This is a genomic window from Sphingobacterium sp. R2, from assembly GCF_040760075.1.
Taxonomy (GTDB): domain Bacteria; phylum Bacteroidota; class Bacteroidia; order Sphingobacteriales; family Sphingobacteriaceae; genus Sphingobacterium.
In genome coordinates this window covers 1,810,931-1,829,712 of the sequence record NZ_CP142884.1, presented here as the reverse complement: position 1 = coordinate 1,829,712, position 18,782 = coordinate 1,810,931, and the positions used below count along the sequence as shown (strand labels likewise).

Annotated in this window: 14 protein-coding genes; 9 read left to right on the top strand and 5 right to left on the bottom strand. The window is 40.3% G+C overall.

Translation table 11 applies throughout. The features are described from left to right. Window positions 1–50: 50 nt before the first annotated feature. Window positions 51–2,363: a 5-methyltetrahydropteroyltriglutamate--homocysteine S-methyltransferase gene (gene metE, locus VXM68_RS07565; protein WP_367210936.1), complete on the top strand. Its 2,313-nt coding sequence runs from the start codon at window positions 51–53 to the stop codon at window positions 2,361–2,363. Window positions 2,364–2,456: 93 nt separating this feature from the next. On the opposite strand, the gene VXM68_RS07560 is transcribed toward metE, so the two are convergent. Then, a complete protein-coding gene (locus tag VXM68_RS07560) occupies window positions 2,457–2,987 on the bottom strand; it encodes a hypothetical protein (protein WP_367210935.1) in 531 nt (176 codons plus the stop codon). A gap of 427 nt (window positions 2,988–3,414) precedes the next feature. Between VXM68_RS07560 and VXM68_RS07555 the strand changes: the two genes are divergently transcribed. Then, window positions 3,415–4,005, top strand: coding sequence for a helix-turn-helix domain-containing protein (locus VXM68_RS07555; protein ID WP_367210934.1), 591 nt, complete (start codon window positions 3,415–3,417; stop codon window positions 4,003–4,005). 31 nt (window positions 4,006–4,036) lie between these two features. Here VXM68_RS07555 and VXM68_RS07550 read toward each other — a convergent pair whose 3' ends face one another. Further along, window positions 4,037–4,402, bottom strand: coding sequence for a hypothetical protein (locus VXM68_RS07550; protein WP_367210933.1), 366 nt, complete (start codon window positions 4,400–4,402; stop codon window positions 4,037–4,039). 174 nt (window positions 4,403–4,576) lie between these two features. Here VXM68_RS07550 and VXM68_RS07545 point away from each other — a divergent pair, with 174 nt between their 5' ends. Next, window positions 4,577–4,972, top strand: a complete 396-nt coding sequence (locus VXM68_RS07545) for a single-stranded DNA-binding protein (protein WP_293953029.1) — start codon at window positions 4,577–4,579, stop codon at window positions 4,970–4,972. Window positions 4,973–5,111: 139 nt separating this feature from the next. On the opposite strand, the gene VXM68_RS07540 is transcribed toward VXM68_RS07545, so the two are convergent. Further along, on the bottom strand, window positions 5,112–6,647 hold the full coding sequence (locus tag VXM68_RS07540; protein ID WP_367210932.1) for an IS1182 family transposase: 1,536 nt from the start codon (window positions 6,645–6,647) through the stop codon (window positions 5,112–5,114). 178 nt (window positions 6,648–6,825) lie between these two features. Next, complete coding sequence (locus tag VXM68_RS07535) at window positions 6,826–7,485, bottom strand: helix-turn-helix domain-containing protein (protein WP_367210931.1); 660 nt, start codon at window positions 7,483–7,485, stop codon at window positions 6,826–6,828. A gap of 90 nt (window positions 7,486–7,575) precedes the next feature. Here VXM68_RS07535 and VXM68_RS07530 point away from each other — a divergent pair, with 90 nt between their 5' ends. From VXM68_RS07530 to VXM68_RS07505, 6 genes are all read left to right on the top strand, one after another. Continuing rightward, window positions 7,576–7,965, top strand: a complete 390-nt coding sequence (locus tag VXM68_RS07530; protein ID WP_209577641.1) for a YbjN domain-containing protein — start codon at window positions 7,576–7,578, stop codon at window positions 7,963–7,965. Between the two features lie 4 nt (window positions 7,966–7,969). After that, entirely contained in the window at window positions 7,970–8,677 is a 708-nt protein-coding gene (locus VXM68_RS07525) for a PspA/IM30 family protein (RefSeq protein ID WP_367210930.1), read from the top strand. Beyond that, window positions 8,664–8,858, top strand: a complete 195-nt coding sequence (locus VXM68_RS07520) for a DUF4177 domain-containing protein (protein WP_293953035.1) — start codon at window positions 8,664–8,666, stop codon at window positions 8,856–8,858. Before VXM68_RS07525 ends, VXM68_RS07520 begins: the two co-directional genes overlap by 14 nt. 11 nt (window positions 8,859–8,869) lie before the next feature. Next, on the top strand, window positions 8,870–9,601 hold the full coding sequence (locus VXM68_RS07515; RefSeq protein WP_294187202.1) for an OB-fold-containig protein: 732 nt from the start codon (window positions 8,870–8,872) through the stop codon (window positions 9,599–9,601). Between the two features lie 81 nt (window positions 9,602–9,682). Continuing rightward, a complete protein-coding gene (locus VXM68_RS07510; RefSeq protein ID WP_294187199.1) occupies window positions 9,683–11,800 on the top strand; it encodes a flotillin family protein in 2,118 nt (705 codons plus the stop codon). 104 nt (window positions 11,801–11,904) lie between these two features. Continuing rightward, a complete protein-coding gene (locus tag VXM68_RS07505) occupies window positions 11,905–16,749 on the top strand; it encodes a DNA repair ATPase (RefSeq protein WP_367210929.1) in 4,845 nt (1,614 codons plus the stop codon). A 310-nt stretch (window positions 16,750–17,059) separates the two neighbouring features. On the opposite strand, the gene VXM68_RS07500 is transcribed toward VXM68_RS07505, so the two are convergent. After that, window positions 17,060–18,766: a bifunctional alpha/beta hydrolase/class I SAM-dependent methyltransferase gene (locus tag VXM68_RS07500; protein WP_294187195.1), complete on the bottom strand. Its 1,707-nt coding sequence runs from the start codon at window positions 18,764–18,766 to the stop codon at window positions 17,060–17,062. Window positions 18,767–18,782: the final 16 nt, after the last annotated feature.

Here is an 18,782-nt window from a genome sequence, read left to right as displayed (position 1 = left end):
CTCTCTCTAGCAAGAAATATAGTTGAAAAAAAATATTAAAAACATTCATTATGTTATTGACTAACAATTTAGGTTACCCTCGTGTGGGCGCGTTCCGCGAATTGAAAAAAGCCAATGAGGCCTATTGGGCTAAAAAATCTTCTGTTGAGGAATTATTGGATACCGCAAAAAAAATACGTGAAGGCAATTGGAAAACACAAAAAGATGCTGGAATAGATTTGATCCCTTCCAATGATTTCTCCTTTTACGATCAAGTATTGGATTTAACCCTTACGGTTGGTGCAATTCCTGCCCGTTACCATTCTTTATTGAATAAAGTAGACAACAATTACAGTTTAGATCTATATTTCGCTATGGCTCGTGGTTTCCAACAGGAAGGAATCGACGTGACTGCAATGGAAATGACCAAGTGGTTAGATACCAACTACCATTACATGGTACCAGAATTTACAAAAGATCAAGAATTTAAATTGACTTCTGAAAAATTCTTAAACGAATACAACGAAGCAAAATCCTTGGGCATTGATACTAAACCAGTTTTACTCGGTCCGATCACTTACCTATTGATCGGTAAAGAAAAAGAAACTGGCTTCGACCGTATCGATTTATTGGATAAACTTGTTCCTGTATACGAGGAAATATTGGCTAAACTAGCTGATGCTGGTGCACAATATGTCCAGATTGACGAGCCTTTCTTAGCTTTGGATTTAGATGCTAAAGTAAAAGCTTTATATCAACCTACTTTCGAAAAATTAGCTGCAGCAGCAAAAAATATCAAATTAATCGCAACGACTTACTTCGAAGCTTTAAAAGACAACGAAGATATCGCAGTTAACTTACCTGTCCATGCTTTACATTTGGATCTGGTACGTGGTGAAAACCAATTGGATACGGTACTAGCTAAAGTTCCAGCTTCATTAACATTATCTTTAGGTATTGTTGAAGGTCGTAACATCTGGAAAAATGATTACGAAAAATCATTGGTTAAAATCAAACAGGCTGTTGATGCATTAGGAAAAGACCGCGTTTGGGTGGCTCCTTCTTCATCATTGTTGCATGTTCCTTTTGACCTAGATAATGAGCATAATGAACAATCATTACCTGCTGAAGTAAAGAATTGGTTAGCTTTTGCCAAACAAAAATTAGCTGAAGTGAAAGACTTAGCTGTACTGGCAGAAGGCGAAGTTGATGCGGAAACAGCGAAACGTTTTGAAGCGAACAAAGCTGCTGCTGAGAGCCGCCGCACTTCTCCATTAATTCACAAACCTGAAGTTAAGACACGTACAAGCAATATCACTGATGACGATGCAAAACGTACTTCATCATTTGCAGACCGTAAAGCAGCGCAACAAGCGAAATTTAACTTGCCGGCATTCCCTACCACAACGATAGGTTCTTTTCCACAAACAAAAGATGTTCGTAAATGGAGAGCAGATTTGAAAAAAGGTGCTATTACTCAAGAGGAATACGATAAAGCAATCGCAGAAGAAACGGAAAACACCATCCGTCTTCAAGAGCAATTGGATATCGACGTATTAGTACACGGCGAATTTGAGCGTAATGACATGGTTGAATACTTCGGTGAACAACTAGCTGGCTACGCTTTCACACAAAACGGTTGGGTTCAGTCTTACGGTTCTCGTTGTGTTAAACCTCCGATTATCTATGGTGACGTTTACCGTCCAAAGGACATGACTGTACGTTGGTCATCTTACGCACAATCGTTGACAAACCGTCCGGTGAAAGGTATGTTGACTGGTCCGGTTACCATCTTACAATGGTCTTTCGTACGTAACGATCAACCGCGTTCAACAACAACTTACCAAATTGCTTTGGCTATCCTGGATGAAGTACAAGCTTTGGAAAAAGCAGGTATCAAAATTATTCAAATTGATGAACCAGCTATCCGTGAAGGATTACCTTTACGTAAGGCTGATCAGAAAGATTACTTAAACTGGGCAGTACGTGCTTTCCGTGTTTCTTCTTCAAATGTAGAAAACGATACACAAATTCACACACACATGTGTTATTCAGAATTCAATAATGTAATCGAAGATATCGCTGCAATGGATGCTGATGTTATCACGATCGAGACTTCACGTTCTCAAATGAAATTATTGAATGCTTTCGCTGGCGACTTTAAATATCCAAATGATATTGGTCCGGGTGTTTATGATATTCACTCTCCACGTGTGCCCAGCAAAGACGAGATGGTAGATCTATTGCGTAAAGCAAAAGCAGTAGTTCCGGCAGAACAACTTTGGGTTAATCCTGACTGCGGATTGAAGACCCGTGCTTGGCCAGAAACCAAAGCAGCTTTAGAATCTATGGTGGAAGCTGCCAAAATCTTAAGAGCAGAATAATTCCTAAACGCTATTGATTAAGCCCTAGGTGAAATCTCACCTAGGGCTTTTTTTTTCGCATATTAATCTAAAAATTGTAGCCAGATCAAGGGCCTACTTATGATCAGGATTACTTTCTTTCTTCCTAATCTTCCCACTACCTTTACTAATTTCCTGCTTTCCTCTAATCCGCTCCTCAATCGACTTCAGGCTTGACGAAAAATCAAGATCAACATTTTCAAGTTTCGCGATTTTTAACGCCTTCAACGCCTTTTTGTATTTTCTTAATTTTTCAAATAGAAGTGCTTTCTTTAGCCAGATCCCTGCCAGAGGCATCCCCGGAAGTGTCAAAGCGAATTTAATCGTTTTTTTTGCAGCTTCATATTCTCCCATATCAATCAATGTCTGAATGAAATAAGGATAAACTTCCACTGCCCGCACATTATGCGCCAAGGCTTCCTGGAAATACCTTTTTGCCTGCTCATAATCAAACAACTGTTCGGCATGAACTCTTCCCATCAAACAAAGCGCCATTGTATTGGACTCATCATAGGATAGCGCATAAGATAAGGACTCTATTGTCTCCTCCAAATATATCGGATAGTTATCCAGTGCCTGAAGGACATATTTATTGACTGAATTCATAAAATTTTCTAAAACATAACATTCACATCCAGCTTTCACAATAACTTTGAAAGTACTGGATTTTAAAACTCCTTAATTAAGCTTTAAGCTAAGCATATTGGACAAGTGGACTACCATTTAGAGGGCCAAGTTTTAGCCAATAGCAACCTAGGTTACTTAACGTATTAAGAAAGAAGATTAGGAAAGGGCCGTATTCCGAAGAATATTCCCGAGAATCTTCTCTGTGGACGAAGCGGGATTTTTTAATATTGCAAACATATTCTTCCGTTTTTATTAATTATTCTGTTGAATTGCAAAGATTCAAAATATTTACCAAATTACAAAAACTTTTGATTATTAACATGTTATATTGTTCAGAACGATATTGGCATATTATTGTCGCATCAATTTCACTAAAATTCACTGACAATTTCCCCATCTTTGAACCATGGAAAGTCAGCCAGCTAATCAATTCATCAAACTATCAAGAAAACGTAAGGGACTAACGCAGCAGGAACTCGCTGATCGAGCAGGTGTATCGCTAAGAACTGTGCAAAGCATAGAAAAAGGCACGGAAGAAATCAGTGGATTTAGTCTCAAACAGATCAGTCAAATTTTGGAAATACCATTAGAACAACTCATTATGCCAAATGTAAATCAAATCAGTATCGACAACAATCAAACAGGAAGTATTAAAGCCTTATATTTAGCATCGCTTACCTTTCTGGTCAATCCATTATTGGGGTTATTGGTGCCTGCAATTATGGGCTATACGAAACAAAACAGAGACGCCTTATACAGTAAGCACCTAAAAAGAATAATTACAACACATGCTGTTGGACTATTTTTTCTCGGAAGTTTCATAGGCTATATCATTATTGCAGATTTTTTTAAGATTTCGTTACCGTCTTTTTTAAGCGATATCTTTAATAGCGCCTACTTTTTACTCATCCCAGTATGCTATTACCTATTGATTCTAACCTTCACTATTTTTAATTATATCGCAATAAGGAAGGCCAAACTCAGTTCTGCAAACTAGACCAATACTAAGGAATCTGTTGCGATTAAAATCACAGTGGTTTCTTTTGAACGATCAATACCCAATCATTCTCCAGCAACAGATAGCCTGTTTCATAAATAAAGTTATAGGTCTGTCCCTTGTTATTGGAAAAAGTATGTGTATGAAACTTAAAATCAAATCCCAACCGCTTTAACTTTTCCCGTTGTATCTTGATCATACCCTCCCCACTCAACGCTTCCAATAAAATACGACGGTTTTTTCGCAGAATATTATTCACATTGCGCACCATATTGGTCTGGTCGCTATTTAATTTATTGTTATAGGCGTTCCGGCAAGCATCATCACAAAATCGCTTGTCAGAACGGCCACGTATACCCTTGCCACATTCAAGGCAAGCTCTTTCAACAGAACTCATAGCAAATTACTAAACGACAACAAACGGTTACAATCGACTACAGTCGAATACAAATGGTAAACAGACGAATAAGATCTTTCTCCCTTCTCATCTTTGCTCTAGATCATTCGGTGTTAAAAGCCAATGAACATCAACTAAAATAAGAATTATTAAAAACATTTAAAAATTAGACACATGAGTACATTACGTAACAAAGTACAGTTAGTGGGTCATCTTGGAAATGATCCGATCATCAAAACAACTTCCACAGGTACAAATTATTCCATATTACGTCTCGCCACCAATGATCTATTTAAGAACAAAGCCGGAGAATGGGTTGAAGAAGTCCAGTGGCATACACTTGTGGTGTGGGGCAATCAAAACACAACCATAGAAAAGAAATGCCAACGCGGAACGAAGCTGATGGTTGAAGGTAAGCTTACCTATCGTAACTATGAGAATGCAGAAGGAGTAAAGCAGTATATCACTGAAATTAAAGTGGATAGTTTCATGGTTTTATCAGACCCTAACAATGCTAAAGAAGAATCTCCTACCCTTGAAGATGAAAATGAAGATGACCTACCCTTCTAATAAAAGAAAAAGAGGCTGTCTCAAATTTATTTGGGACAGTTTTTTTGTTTAAAAAGTCTATGAGATAGATTTGTGTGTTGTTTGTTGGTTATTTGAAAAAGACTCATATGGAGGGGAGAAATGAACAAAAAGCAGCTTTTTAGGCCGCTTTTTTTCTTAGATTTTGTGCTATTGCCAATAATCCCCATTCTATGGACACTTTTTCTTTACCCCGGAGCATAAATCTTCGGAACCCATGGTTCTGTTTAATGTTTGCAAAGACAGGTTCGACGTCACAACACCTCTGTTTTCGTTTAGCTACACCTACATCGCTGTTGAGCAATTGGTATGCCCTGTTCCTGTAAATCTCAAGTTGCTTATTCACCCCGATGATCCTATTTCCATGTGATTTGTGACAGGCGCCATTCAACGGGCAGTTTGTGCAGTTTTTTGCCTGATACTTTTTGATTTCCTGCCGGAAGCCTGCGGAGGTCTTTTGGCTAAATGTACCTATACAATGCATTTCCTGTCCCATTGGACAGATATAGCAATCTTGTGAAGGATTATAATGTAATTTATCTACAGAAAATGGTTTCTTATCCCCACAGCTCTTTTTCTGTCCTTTGTCAAACATACCATATTTCACATAGCCCTCAATATTTTTTGCTGCCAGTAATGCATAGTTTTCTTCACTGCCATAACCGGCATCCGCGGTAAGGGTTCCCGGTGTTTTTCCAAAGCTGTCCTCATGTTGTTGCAAATGACCGGATAATGTTCTGGTATCTGTGGGATTGGAATGTATGGTGTAATTGACGATGTATTGATTGGACGTGGATATCTGGATATTATATCCTGGTCTGAGCTGGCCATTTTTCATATGATCCTCTTTCATCCGCATAAAGGTGGCATCGGGATCTGTTTTGCTATAACTGTTTCTGTCTCCCAGAGTAGCTTCCTGCTCTTCATATTGTACGATCTTCTCCGGATAGTTTTTGGTTACATAACGCAACTTTGCCTTCATCTTTTTATTTACCGAAGGTTTGTCGGATAAGACTCTGTTCAGCTTATCGACCGTAGCCCGGACTTTTTCGCTGTCAATTGTCGTCAGATCGGGAGGATCCGGGAGGTTGTCCTCCGACTTGGCAATACTTTGGGCGTAGTCCCATATATCTTTTAAGGCAGCTTTCATCTTTTCCTTATTGGTATGGATAGCTTTCTTCCAAACGAAAGTGTATCTGTTTGCATTAGCCTCTATCTTGGTGCCATCGGTGTAGACATCTTCTATGCTTAACAACCCTTCTTCGGCCAGGAGCTTAACAACTTCTTCAAATACACTGCGAAGTGCTTCTTTTAAGCGGACACCACGAAATCTGTTGATGGTATTGTGATCGGGATAGCTTATGCCGCTCAGCCACATGAAGTTGATATTCTCCCGGCAGGCTGTTTCCAGTTTCCGACTGCTGTACACATTGCTTACATAGCCAAACACCAGAACCTTCAACAGCATTTGCGGATGATAACTGGAACAGCCTTTTATCTTGTAGGCATCCAAAAGACCCTGTATGTTGATACGGTTGATCACATCGTTAACAATACGTACCGGATGTCTTTTGGAGACCAATTCGTCCAAAGTTGGGGGAATTGCCATAATCTGATCCTGATAGTAAGGCTTAAAAGTAGGTCTTTGAGATGACATATATCTTTTTTTTGAAATATAAATATATGAAAATCAATTAATTAAATCAAATTAAATGTCATGAAATAACATAAAAAAGAGGCTGTCTTTTTGAGACAGCCTCTTAAACCGCATGTCCATTGCTGACACACTTTATTTTAAACGGTAAACAACCTTAGCCTCTGAAGCCTTACCCCTATCAGATACGCTCATATTTACCATATAACTTCCAAAAATATTCTTTTTCAGTCAATATAAAATCAACTTTCTTCCAAGCATTTAGGACTAGATTAATTTCCTTCTCCGCTAAGCTATATTTCCCAATAAAAAATTCCTGAGCGGAGAAGTATAAACCAAAAGCGTTGTCCAAGGTATGCAAACTTTCGAGATCGACCTCTTCGAAAAACAAAATTACATGCGAACCCGCTACGAAATCGCTCGGCACGGGGATAGCATCCGAAAATTCGATAGCTATACATCTATTGCGGCCTTGCAACGGAAATTCAATGATCGGAAGTTCGTTGAATTTTGAGAAATGAGCGCTCGCGTCAAGAACAACTTCCCTATCCAAAAAAGGGATGTGCAAAAACTTCTTATTGCCAATCACCGGTACATTAGCCTGGAAATAATCATTGAAATTGAGAATTTCATTGACAGAAAGATTCTTTTCAATAAGATGCTGCACAGGAATGCCAAAATAATTTGCAATCTTCAGGACAGTTTCAATTTTCGGCTCTGCGCGCATTTCTTCGTAAGAAGAAATATTACCTCTAGTAAGATTAAAAACATCCCCAAAAGCCTGCTGGCTCATTCCTTTCACTTTTCTTAATTTCTTAATGTTGTTTCCTACGTGACTCATTTTAAAAAAAATTGAATTATTTTTGCAAAATATTTTTGCATTTTATTATCTTTATGCAAAGAATATGTGCAATATATAAAAAACTTGATTATGTACTTCTCAAAAATTGAAAATTATATCGCCAATATTGGTTATACCATTACTCATAAGGATAAAAAAGAGGGGGTTTTTGTCATCGAAAATGAAGATGATGGAATTCGCAACCTCATCGTAGGCGTTGCACAGCCCATCGTTATTTTTGAGCAATACCTTTTTACCATAAGCAATGAGAACATCGATATGTTCAAATCATTATTGATAAAAAATAGAGATATTATCCACGGTGGTTTTGCATTGACGGAAGACGGTACCAAAGTTATATTTCGATATACATTACAAATACATAATCTCGACCAGAACGAATTTGATGCTGCTATCAATTCGCTGAGTCTTTTAATGAGTGAGTACTACAATCAGTTAATAAGTTTTTCAAAATTATAGAACAATGAATATTTTTAAGAGAATTTTCAGAATCGGTCAAGCAGAGATTCACGCAGTCGTGGATAAAATGGAAGACCCCATCAAAATGACGGAACAAGGTATCCGTGAGATGAAAGAAGACCTAGAGCAATCGTTAGAAGCTTACGCAAAAGTAAAAGCGCTAGCTATACGTACGCAAAATAATGGTGAGAAGAAAAAAGAAGAGGCCAATGAATTTGAAAAGAAAGCTATTCTATTACTGCAAAAAGCACAAAAGGGAGAGCTGACAACAGAAAAGGCAGAAGGTTTGGCAAAAGAGGCATTGCTGCTGAAAAAACAGCTATTAATCGAAGCTGGAGAGTTAGAGAAACAAGCAGTGATTCATCAAAGTTCAGCAGACGAGCTCCACAAAAATGTAGACATTCTAAAATTCAACATATCGAAGTGGGAAAGCGAACTTTCAACTTTAAAAGCACGTGTGAAAGTTTCCAATGCAGCCAAAATGGTCAACAAGCAGCTCGCTAATATCGATTCTAACAGCACAATTTCCATGTTGGAGCGCATGAAAGAAAAGGTCGAAGAAGATGAAGCCTTGGCCAAAGCCTATGGTGAAATCGCAACGAACAAAAAAAGTAAGATCGATGAGATCAATGAGAACCTCGGTGGTTCTGACTCTGTCAACAATGAATTAGAAGAGTTAAAACGAAAATTAAATGGCGATGCGGAGATTTGAGTATAAGACAGTCAAAATCGAGCCCAAAGGTTTTTGGGGAACCAAATTGGATTCGGACAAAATCGACGAGATACTGAATGATCTAGGTAGTCAGGGCTGGGAATTGGTTGCGATGCAAGACTTGGAGGTCAATGGTCACTCCTGGTCGTTTCATTACACATTCAAACGAGAAAAAATTTAAAAGAAAATACGATGACAGAATTAATCAATATCTTATTTAATCCATTATCGAATGGAATTATGACAGTACTAACAGGCCTGTCTGTAGTGTATTGGTTATTTATGTTTCTGATGGGCGACGGAGTGAATTTATTTGATGCAGATGCAGATATAGACCTTCACCCTACGCCCGATGTTACTGATGTTGACGGCACCCATGATATCGCACATGAGGGATCCGATCATGCAAACCATCATCATACATATACCGATAGTCATGGAGAACCAGGTTTCTTCGCAAAGGCGATGGATTACATCAATGTTGGAAAAGTACCCATCATGCTTATCGTGACCTTGTTTAAATTTATAGGATGGATTATTACGATTGTTTCCTCACTCTTTATCAACGTTGCTTCATGGGGAATAAAGTCGGTATTAATCCTAATTCCTGTATTCATTATCACCTTTATTTTAATGCATTTTCTCACTAAGCCACTAGCTAGGATGTTTAAAAACATTGGTTACAATGGAGAGGAAAGACATGATTTTCTTGGACGAATGGGAAAAATGAGAGCGAGCATTGAAGGAAAGAAAATAGGCTCCGCAGAATTTATCATTCAACAGGATCCGATCCGCCTCAATGTAGTCAGCCATAATGGGGAGAAAATCGCTTATGGAGATGACGTCATTATCGTCGATGAATCCAGGGACAAAAAATATTATTATGTCACAAAGGAAATCACCATAGATAATATTCAAAATTGATGCGGAAACAGAATCGCCGTGTCATTCAGAAGCTTTTGCAAGCAAAATTTAAATACTAAAATCTAAATAAATACGAATCATATGCTATATCAACCTCTTTTATTTTTAAGCGGCTTAAACGGAATTATATTGCTGATTGTCGGTTTAGCTGTCTTTTTAATATTTGCATTCTTTGTTGTACTGAGTGCCTTCTATAAGAAAATCCCTCAGGGTAAGGCGATTGTCAGGACAGGTGTCGGCGGCACGAAAGTTGCCTTCAACAAGGGTATGTATGTCGTTCCGGTTTTCCACAAGATGGAAATCATGGACATCTCCATCAAAAAAATTGAGATTGCCCGGATGCAAGGCGAAGGACTGATCTGTAAAGACAATATCCGTGCTGATATCAAAGTGGCCTTTTTTGTCCGCGTCAACAAAAATGTAGACGATGTGATTAACGTTGCCCAGAACCTTGGCTGCGATCGTGCCAGCGAACCTGAAACATTAAAGAGCATCTTCGAATCCAAATTTTCTGAAGCACTCAAGACCGTAGGGAAGAAATTTGACTTCATCGAATTGTATGAAGCCCGTCGTGAGTTTCGCGATGAAATCCTCGACATCATCGGCACAGACCTGAACGGCTATATCCTTGATGACTGTGCGATCGACTATCTCGAACAAACAGATATCGAACATTTGAATCCTAGCAATATCCTGGATAGTGAAGGTATCAAGAAGATTACTGAGCTGACTGCAAAACAAAATATCAATGCCAACTTTATCCGTCGAGATGAAGAGAAGCTGATTAAAAAGCAGAACGTTGAAGCGCGTGAGGCTATTTTAGAACTGGATCGCCAACTTGCTGAAAAAGAAGAAAAACAAAAGCGTGAAATTGATAATATCAAGGCAAGGGAAGAAGCGGAAATCGCAAAAGTGCGTGAGGAAGAGCGCCTGAAATATGAAAGCGTCCGCATTTCGACCGAAGAGCAGCTGGCCGTACAGGAAGAAAATAAACTACGTCAGATCATCATTGCCGAGAAGAACAAACAACGTACAGATGCTGTCGAAGCAGAACGTGTAGAGAAAGATCGTGCATTGGAGCAGACCGAACGTGAGCGTATCGTTACCTTGGCTCAGATTGACAAAGAACGTTCGATTGAGACCGAAAAGAAAAGCATCCAGGGTGTTATTAAGGAACGGGTACAATTGGAGAAGGGTGTTATTGAAGAACAACAGGGCGTCCGAGACATTGAAGTATTCCGGGAAGTAGAACGGAAGAAACAAGCAGGCGTTATCGCAGCATCACAAGAAGCCGAAGAGAAATTAATTTCTACGGTAAAAGCTGCTGAAGCAGCGAAAATTGCGGCAGAACAAGAAGCTGAGAAAAAAGTGATCGACGCCGAAGCAGCACGTAAGATTGCTGAAAAACGTGCACAGGAATTATTAATAGATGCCGAAGCGAAAAAAGAAGCATCACTCAAAGAGGCTGAAAGCCGTAAGATCATAGCTGAAGCGCAGGCGAAAGAAGAAGCCGCATTAGGTTTGTCAGAAGCCGAAGTAATGGTTGCAAAAGCCGAAGCCGAAGAAAAGCAAGGCACTGTACAGGCAACTGTGATCGAGAAAAAAGCCGAAGCCATGCGCAAAGAAGGTTTAGCACAGGCGGAAGTCGTTCGAGAAAAAGCACTAGCCGAAGCAAAAGGTATCGAAGAGAAAGCCGAGGCCATGAAAAAACTTGACGGTGTAGGTAAAGATCACGAAGAGTTCAAATTACAGTTACAGAAAGAGCGTGACATCGAACTTGCACAGATCAACATCCAAAAAGATATTGCACAAGCACAGGCTGGGGTATTATCCGAGGCACTTAAAACGGCGAAGATTGACATCGTGGGTGGTGAAACCATGTTCTTCGAAAACATCGTACGCCAGGTGTCAAATTCGAAAGGTTTTGATCATCTGATCGATAATTCCAAACATGCTACGGATATCAAGAATTCACTATTGGGCCCAGACGGGAAAGGTGATCTTGCTGAAAAAGTCCGGGGATTAGCGGATAAATACGGAATCTCTTCCAATGACATCAAGAACTTAACAGTTTCTGCGGCGTTGATCAAATTGCAACAGGCAGCTACAGATGCCGAAAACGGTGAAGATGCCGGTTTTATCAATTCCCTATTTGGACTAGCAAAAAACTTAGGCATTTCAAACAAGAAGTTGTCTTAAGACATGTTAAGCCTACACATACTGCGTGTAAGATAAGCGAAAACTTCTCTTATACGCACTACATTGATTTTTTCACAGCAATACAGTAGAGAACTGTCCATTTTATGCCAGAAGAAAACGTAATTAATCAGAACGACAGCCTTGACCAAGGTGCATATGAGATTATCCGAAAGCGACTTCTTACACAAAAAGAAGAACTAGCGACCAAGCTCCAGCAGCTGAATGAAGCCCGTAAAGAAGTCTTCAATTCAACGAGCTTTGTGCTCAAAGCCAATCAACGGATCACCACAGAAAACAACTGTGTTGCCCGCGGCATTCTAGCCTTGGATAACCAATGTATTTTTGGGTATAACGTGCATTTTGGACTGCGTACCGAGATCAAGCTGGAAGATGTTTTCAGTGTTTACGCATTTGAGAATAATCAATTTATTCCGCAGTCCCTCGACCTGATCAACGATCAAAATTTCATCTCAGATTATCAAAATCTATATAAATACTATCGGGACTCTATATTCTCCAAATTTCGTAGGACGGAGAACTATTTGTATATGATCTTTCAGACCAGCAAAAATCCCGCTGATCTGAAAGCATTCAAATGGCTGATCAAAGATGGTCAGCTCCAATATCAGGATGACCGCAGCATCCACGAAGTCAAATTGCCCAATCAATTTGAATTTGACTGGACGAAAACCACGCTTGAAGACCGTCGGCTCGGCAAGCATCCCCATATATCCATTATGGATAAGATCTTTATCGAAGCAATCAATGGCGACATCACCTTCAAGATCGAAAACAACACAGACAGCGGCAAAGGGATCTATTCCGAAAAAGTGGTCAATGCAGACCAACAACTCGATGATGCAGATTATTACTACGCTGATCTTGGCAATCTTATCGCAGTTCGCATAAAGCCATATCAGGAAGATTTCAGAGCCTTTGTCTATAACCAACGGACTAAGGAGGTGGTCAACCTCAAATCGCTGAATGAATCCGCCATATTACTACCGGACAATCAAGGCATTATTTTTTCCAATGGATATTACTTACAAAATGGTACACACAAGGTTTTTGATGCACAGTTTGAACATGTATCGTTCCTGCGTAGGATAGCCTCCCCAAATGGTGAAGATTTTCTGTATATATTCTGCCAGGAGGAAACCAATACCTATATCTTACTGTCGTATAACATCATTCAGCAGCATGTTGAGACCCCGATTATCTGCAACGGATTTACCCTGTTCAAAGATGGTAGCTTAATTTATTTCCGCACCGAAGCGGAAGCCACCAGACATCATCAGGTGCAGATCTGGGAAACACCCTATATGGCCATGCTTAAAGAAAATGAGCAGAAGAAAGATGATCCCCTTTATAAAGTAGGTAATAAACAGATCGTTCAGGCCATGGCCGAGGCCCAGGAAGTCATCCAACTGATCAACAAAGAGGACAGTTACGAAGGTTTATATGAAGATATCCTCAAAAAATCCACGGTTTTATTGGATTCCTATTTCTGGATCAAAGATGACGCTTTATCAAATCTGGGCCAGCCATTAACACAGATCAAGGAAGTCGCCAATACCGCTATAGATGAATTCGTAAAAGTACAGGCGCAACGCAAACATGCCGCAGAATTAAATATAGCAGCAGAAAAGAAAATGGAAGAACTCACCTTCTCCATCAATAGTACCGTTGTGGACAAACTCGATCAGCTCGTCCATCAATTGGCCGACTCCCGTCGTCTTCAGGGTGAGATCATCGACCTTAAAAATGTAAAATATATTGATACGGTCAGGATAGACCGTCTGTTGGAAAAATTGCAGCGCATCACCTCCGAACTGGCCGAAAAAACCATTGCTTTTCTGCTACGTGATGAAGCGCTGCTTCCATATGAACAGAAAGTAGAGCAGCAAAAGAAGAATGTAGAGGCCATAGTGAAGGTCTACGATGCCAAAGCAATTGAGGAAGCCAATTCGTCCATTTCAAGCGAACTGGAACTATTGATTGATATCCTCAATAGTCTAAAAATTGACGACTCCACGCAGACTACCAAAATCATTGAGAAGATTTCGGTTATCTTTTCCTCCTTAAATGAGGTTCGTGCACAGCTTACGCGAAAACTCAATTCATTGAAAAGTACGGAAGCGATAGCGGAGTTCTCAGCACAGCTGACGTTGTTGGAACAATCGGTTACCAACTACCTCGAACTGTCAACGACAACCGAAAAGGTAGACGAATATTACACAAAAGTCATCGTTCAGCTGGAGGAACTCGAAAGCAAGTTTTCTGAATTTGAAGATTTTGCCCTCAAAATCGCGGACAAACGTGATGAGGTTATCAAGGCTTTTAATTCTCGTAGAGAACAAATCGTTGAACAGATCAACAAGCGTACCTCCTCGCTCGAACAGATTGGTCTGCGTGTATTAAAGAACATTGAAAACAAATCCAAGACATTTTTAACGCGGGAAGAAATCCTCAGCTTTTTTGCCTCGGACCTGATGATCGACAAGATCAGACAGTTGGTACAGGAGCTAAAAACACTGCAGGATGTCTCAAAAGCAGAAAATCTCGAAAACCTATTAAAGAAATCACAGGAAGACGCTTTACGGGTTTTACGGGATAAGAATGACCTCTTTGTGGACGGTGAAAATATCATCGCGCTGGGCAAGCATAAGTTTGCGGTCAATAGTCAATCCCTCAGCCTTACCTTACTGCGCAGAAATGACGAACTGTATTTCCACCTGACTGGGACAAGTTTCTATCATAAGGTGCAGGCCGAGGAAATCAACAGTTTTCAGGATATCTGGGATCAGGAACTTGTCTCTGAAAATAAGGAAGTTTATCGTGCAGAATACCTTGCATACAAAGCTTTCGTTGCTTCAAAAGGACAACAAGATTTTGATGCCGCATTATTTATCACACAAACTGTGGAGCAAAGTTATTCGGAAGGTTATGTCAAAGGAGTGCACAATGTGGATGCATTGATGATCTATGATACGGTCAAACAGTTGGATACCAAATTGGACCTACTTCGCTATAATCCACTATTGCGTACGATGGCTCAGCTATTTTGGCAATCCCTTTCGGATAATCAACGGACAAAGCAGCTGGCACTGATACACTCGACATACACGATATTAAAAACATTTCCAAATTCAAATCGTTACCAATCTGTCATTGATGAATTGACCAAGCTATTCAATGCATGGGAGACACATTTGGATCGCTCCACCATTCACGGCCCTGAACTGGCGACTTACCTTTTTCAGACGTTTACGAGCTACAATACCTTTGTCGTCAGTGAACAGTCTGACGAACTGAAAAAGGCTTTTATTCGATTGCTTGAATCCAAGAAAAGTTACAAGCTATTTCAAGAGGATATTCAGAATGAACAATTTAGCTTGGTAGATCGCTTTTACCTGACCTTAAACTGGCTCAACTCCTTCGTTGATGAGCATCCTGAATATCATACGCTACGCAAATATATCGAGGAAGCGGCGATCTTGTTGCTTTATCCAACCCATGCGTATCACCTGATCATCGCAAAGGACCAGGCACATGTCAGCGGATTAAAAGGCAATCATGCAACCCTGAACAATGGAGAAGAACATATCCAATATCATGAATTTTTAGCACGTCTGGCTCAATTCAGTGAGTATAACGTTCCTCGTTTTGTGGCTTTCTCCACATTGAAAGAGCAGCTTGCGAAGTCATATGCCAAAGAACTAAAGATCGGTGAGTTTGAACCCAAAGTACTGACTTCCTTTGTACGTAATAAACTGATCAACGAAGTTTACTTTCCATTGATCGGAAATAACCTCGCCAAACAGCTGGGAGCCGCAGGCGACAACAAGCGTACGGCCCGTATGGGTATGCTGCTATTGATATCGCCTCCGGGTTATGGTAAGACCACCTTGATGGAATACCTTGCCAAAACGATGGGTTTACATTTTGTAAAAATCAACGGCCCCACCATTGGTCATTCGATTACATCCATTGATCCGATTGAAGCGAAAACATCCGGAGAACGGGAAGAGCTCAAAAAGATCAATCTTGCATTTGAGATGGCTGACAATGTTATGCTGTATTTGGACGATATTCAGCACCTAAATCCCGAGTTTTTACAGAAATTTATCTCTCTGGCCGATGGTCAACGTAAGATTGATGGTATTTTTGAGGGTGAGAGCAAGACCTACGACCTCCGTGGCAAGCGCTTCTGCATTGTGATGGCCGGAAATCCGTATACCGAGAGTGGCTCTAAGTTTCAGATTCCCGACATGCTTGCCAATCGGGCCGACGTATACAATCTTGGCGATGTAATCGGTGATACCGAAGCATTATTCAACCTCAGCTTGATTGAAAATGCGGCTATTGAAAACAGTTACCTCGAGAAGATTGCAAGCAAGTCATTTAACGACTTCTATGCACTGGTTAACTATGCACAGTCTGTTATGGATCAATTGCCAAATTTAGAGGGAAACTATCTGAAACAGGATATTGACGACTTTATCGCTGTGCTACGGCATGTGCTAAAAATCAGAAATGTCGTGATCAAAGTAAATCAGAATTATATTCAGAGTGCAGCGATGCAGGATAATTACCGCACCGAACCGCCATTTAAAATGCAGGGATCGTATCGGAATATGAACAAACTTGTTGCTCAGGTAGTTCCTATGATGAATGAGCAAGAAATTGATCAGGTTCTTCTCGCACACTATGAGAGCGAATCGCAGACACTAACTGCGGACACGGAAAGTAACCTTTTGAAACTAAAAGAGCTTGCCGGACTACTGAACACTGTCGAGCAGGAACGTTGGGAAGCCATCAAAGAAATCTTTCGCAAAAACAATAAACATGGAGGACTAGCAAAAGATGATAAAGTCTTCGGTCAGCTACTAGACTTCAATGAAAATCTGGAAGGTATTATTCAGGCAATTCGGGAGTATAAGAATTAAGATTTTCTACTGCTATGCCAGCTGACTTTTTTTGTCTGTTCAGCTGGGATAGCAGTGTTTTTGATACGATTACTATCAACTTTTTTAAGCTTAAGCAAATTTAGGCTGATTAATGATTGTCTTTCCCTTTATTATCTACTTCACAGTTTCATCATGACCAAATAATACGACCATCTTCTGCTCGAAGGCGATCTTAGCAATTTCAAGTAAACTTTCAAGTTCAACGATATCGGGAATATGACGTTTCATACGCAATAAATCTTCCTCAAGTCAAACGGATCGGATCTGCATTTCCGAGCAGTGGAAGCGATTATCCCGCTTTCACAGCACCAGAAGAAACAGTAAATATCCCGTAATCATCAATAAGCATCCGCTCCTTAACTACCCCGTTATAAGCCATAATCCGATCCAGTTCTTTCTGCGAACGTCGGCGCATGACCCAGTCTTTCTTCTGATGACTGTTCAGCACATAAGCGATCATTTTCAATTGTGGATGCCATGGTTGTCCGGTATACACCAGATGACTGTTTTCCTCACAAATGGAAGTCGCACCATATACCGCCCTGCTCGCCATTTCATTGTTGCCAAATAATTCGAAAATACCAGATATCACCACAATATTAGGTACAAAATCCAGTTTTTCGTAAGTCTCGGGATCAAAACAGTCGTAGTTGCTGAAACGTATTCCTTCTAGCCCATTCTTCTTGATGATTTTCTCCCCCACTGCAATATTTGACAACATAAACTCGTTGATCAGGATCTCCACTTCTGGATATTTTTCTTTGATGTCAAACAAATAATTTCCGGTACCACCAGCAATATCCAGAATCTTCACGGGTCGGCCTGTAGACTTGATCTGCTCAATCTTCTCTTCTAATAGACTTAACAGATGCTGTTTGCGTATACGGATCCCTTTCCAACCGATCGCTTCCAAGTACCCTTTATCGATAATTTTACCTAATCCCAACCGACCCTTTGGCTCATTGCGATAGACGTAATCCAATGAAATTCCTGAATCAAAACCAAACTGAAGCCCTAAGTTCATCCCATGACTCAATGATCCGATCTTGCCTAAAGTCCATTTCTGAAAAGCATAGTTTAGCTTCTCAGCCGCAGGCATCACCTTATGGTACAATTTCTCATATTCCTTTACCGAAAACTCGTCAGGCTCCAGCCCCTGTTCAGGCTTTTGCCTTGCGTAGGCTTTCGTAATAAAATCTTTTAAATAGGTATAGACTTTCTGCCTGTTGGATTCAAACAGGATACCATGATAAAAATTGCGCAGGGTAATAAATGTCTTTAGCTTGGAAGCGATAGACACAAAGAATTGCTTTTGCACTGAGTTTTTGACCACATAGTCCTTTTCAGCAGATAGCACAATCACAGGAATATCGATTGCGGCTGCATCGTCTACGATACGCTCACCGGCTTTCAACAGGTCAACTAATAAAGCGCCGTTAATGGATTTTGAGATTAAGGGATCAGCATCATAAGCCTGTTGTTGCTCAATGTCATGGGTCAGTACCTTCGCCTTGACATAGCTTTGGATAACGAGATCCTTTTTCAGCTTGGTTCCAAGCGCAATCATCGGGTTGGCCAGCGGTACATACAGTTTAATCTCAAAAGCAGGAGCCAATAAAGCCATACCTGCGATTGGAGGGGCAAAATCATGTACCCAAGCACTTACAATAACCCCGGCAATGCTGTTGGCGATGACAAAGACGTCGTCGGTGTCAACTGCATATTCGGTACGCATATAGGAGACAAAACAATCCAGATCGCGCACATTATCCATGAATACCGGTGATACGGGCACTTTGGTATGGCCATGTCCCCGCAAATCAAATGCAAAGATGGAATAATCGGCAAACTGCGGATCGGTAGCCATCTCCTGCAGGCGTTCTGAATGTTCATGCCCGCGGTGCAATACAACCAAAGCTTTTTGCCCCTCTTGATAATTCCACACACGATATAGCAGTTCACCCTGATCGAAACTCTTAAAATAACCTGATTTCATCTTTTTATAATTTATC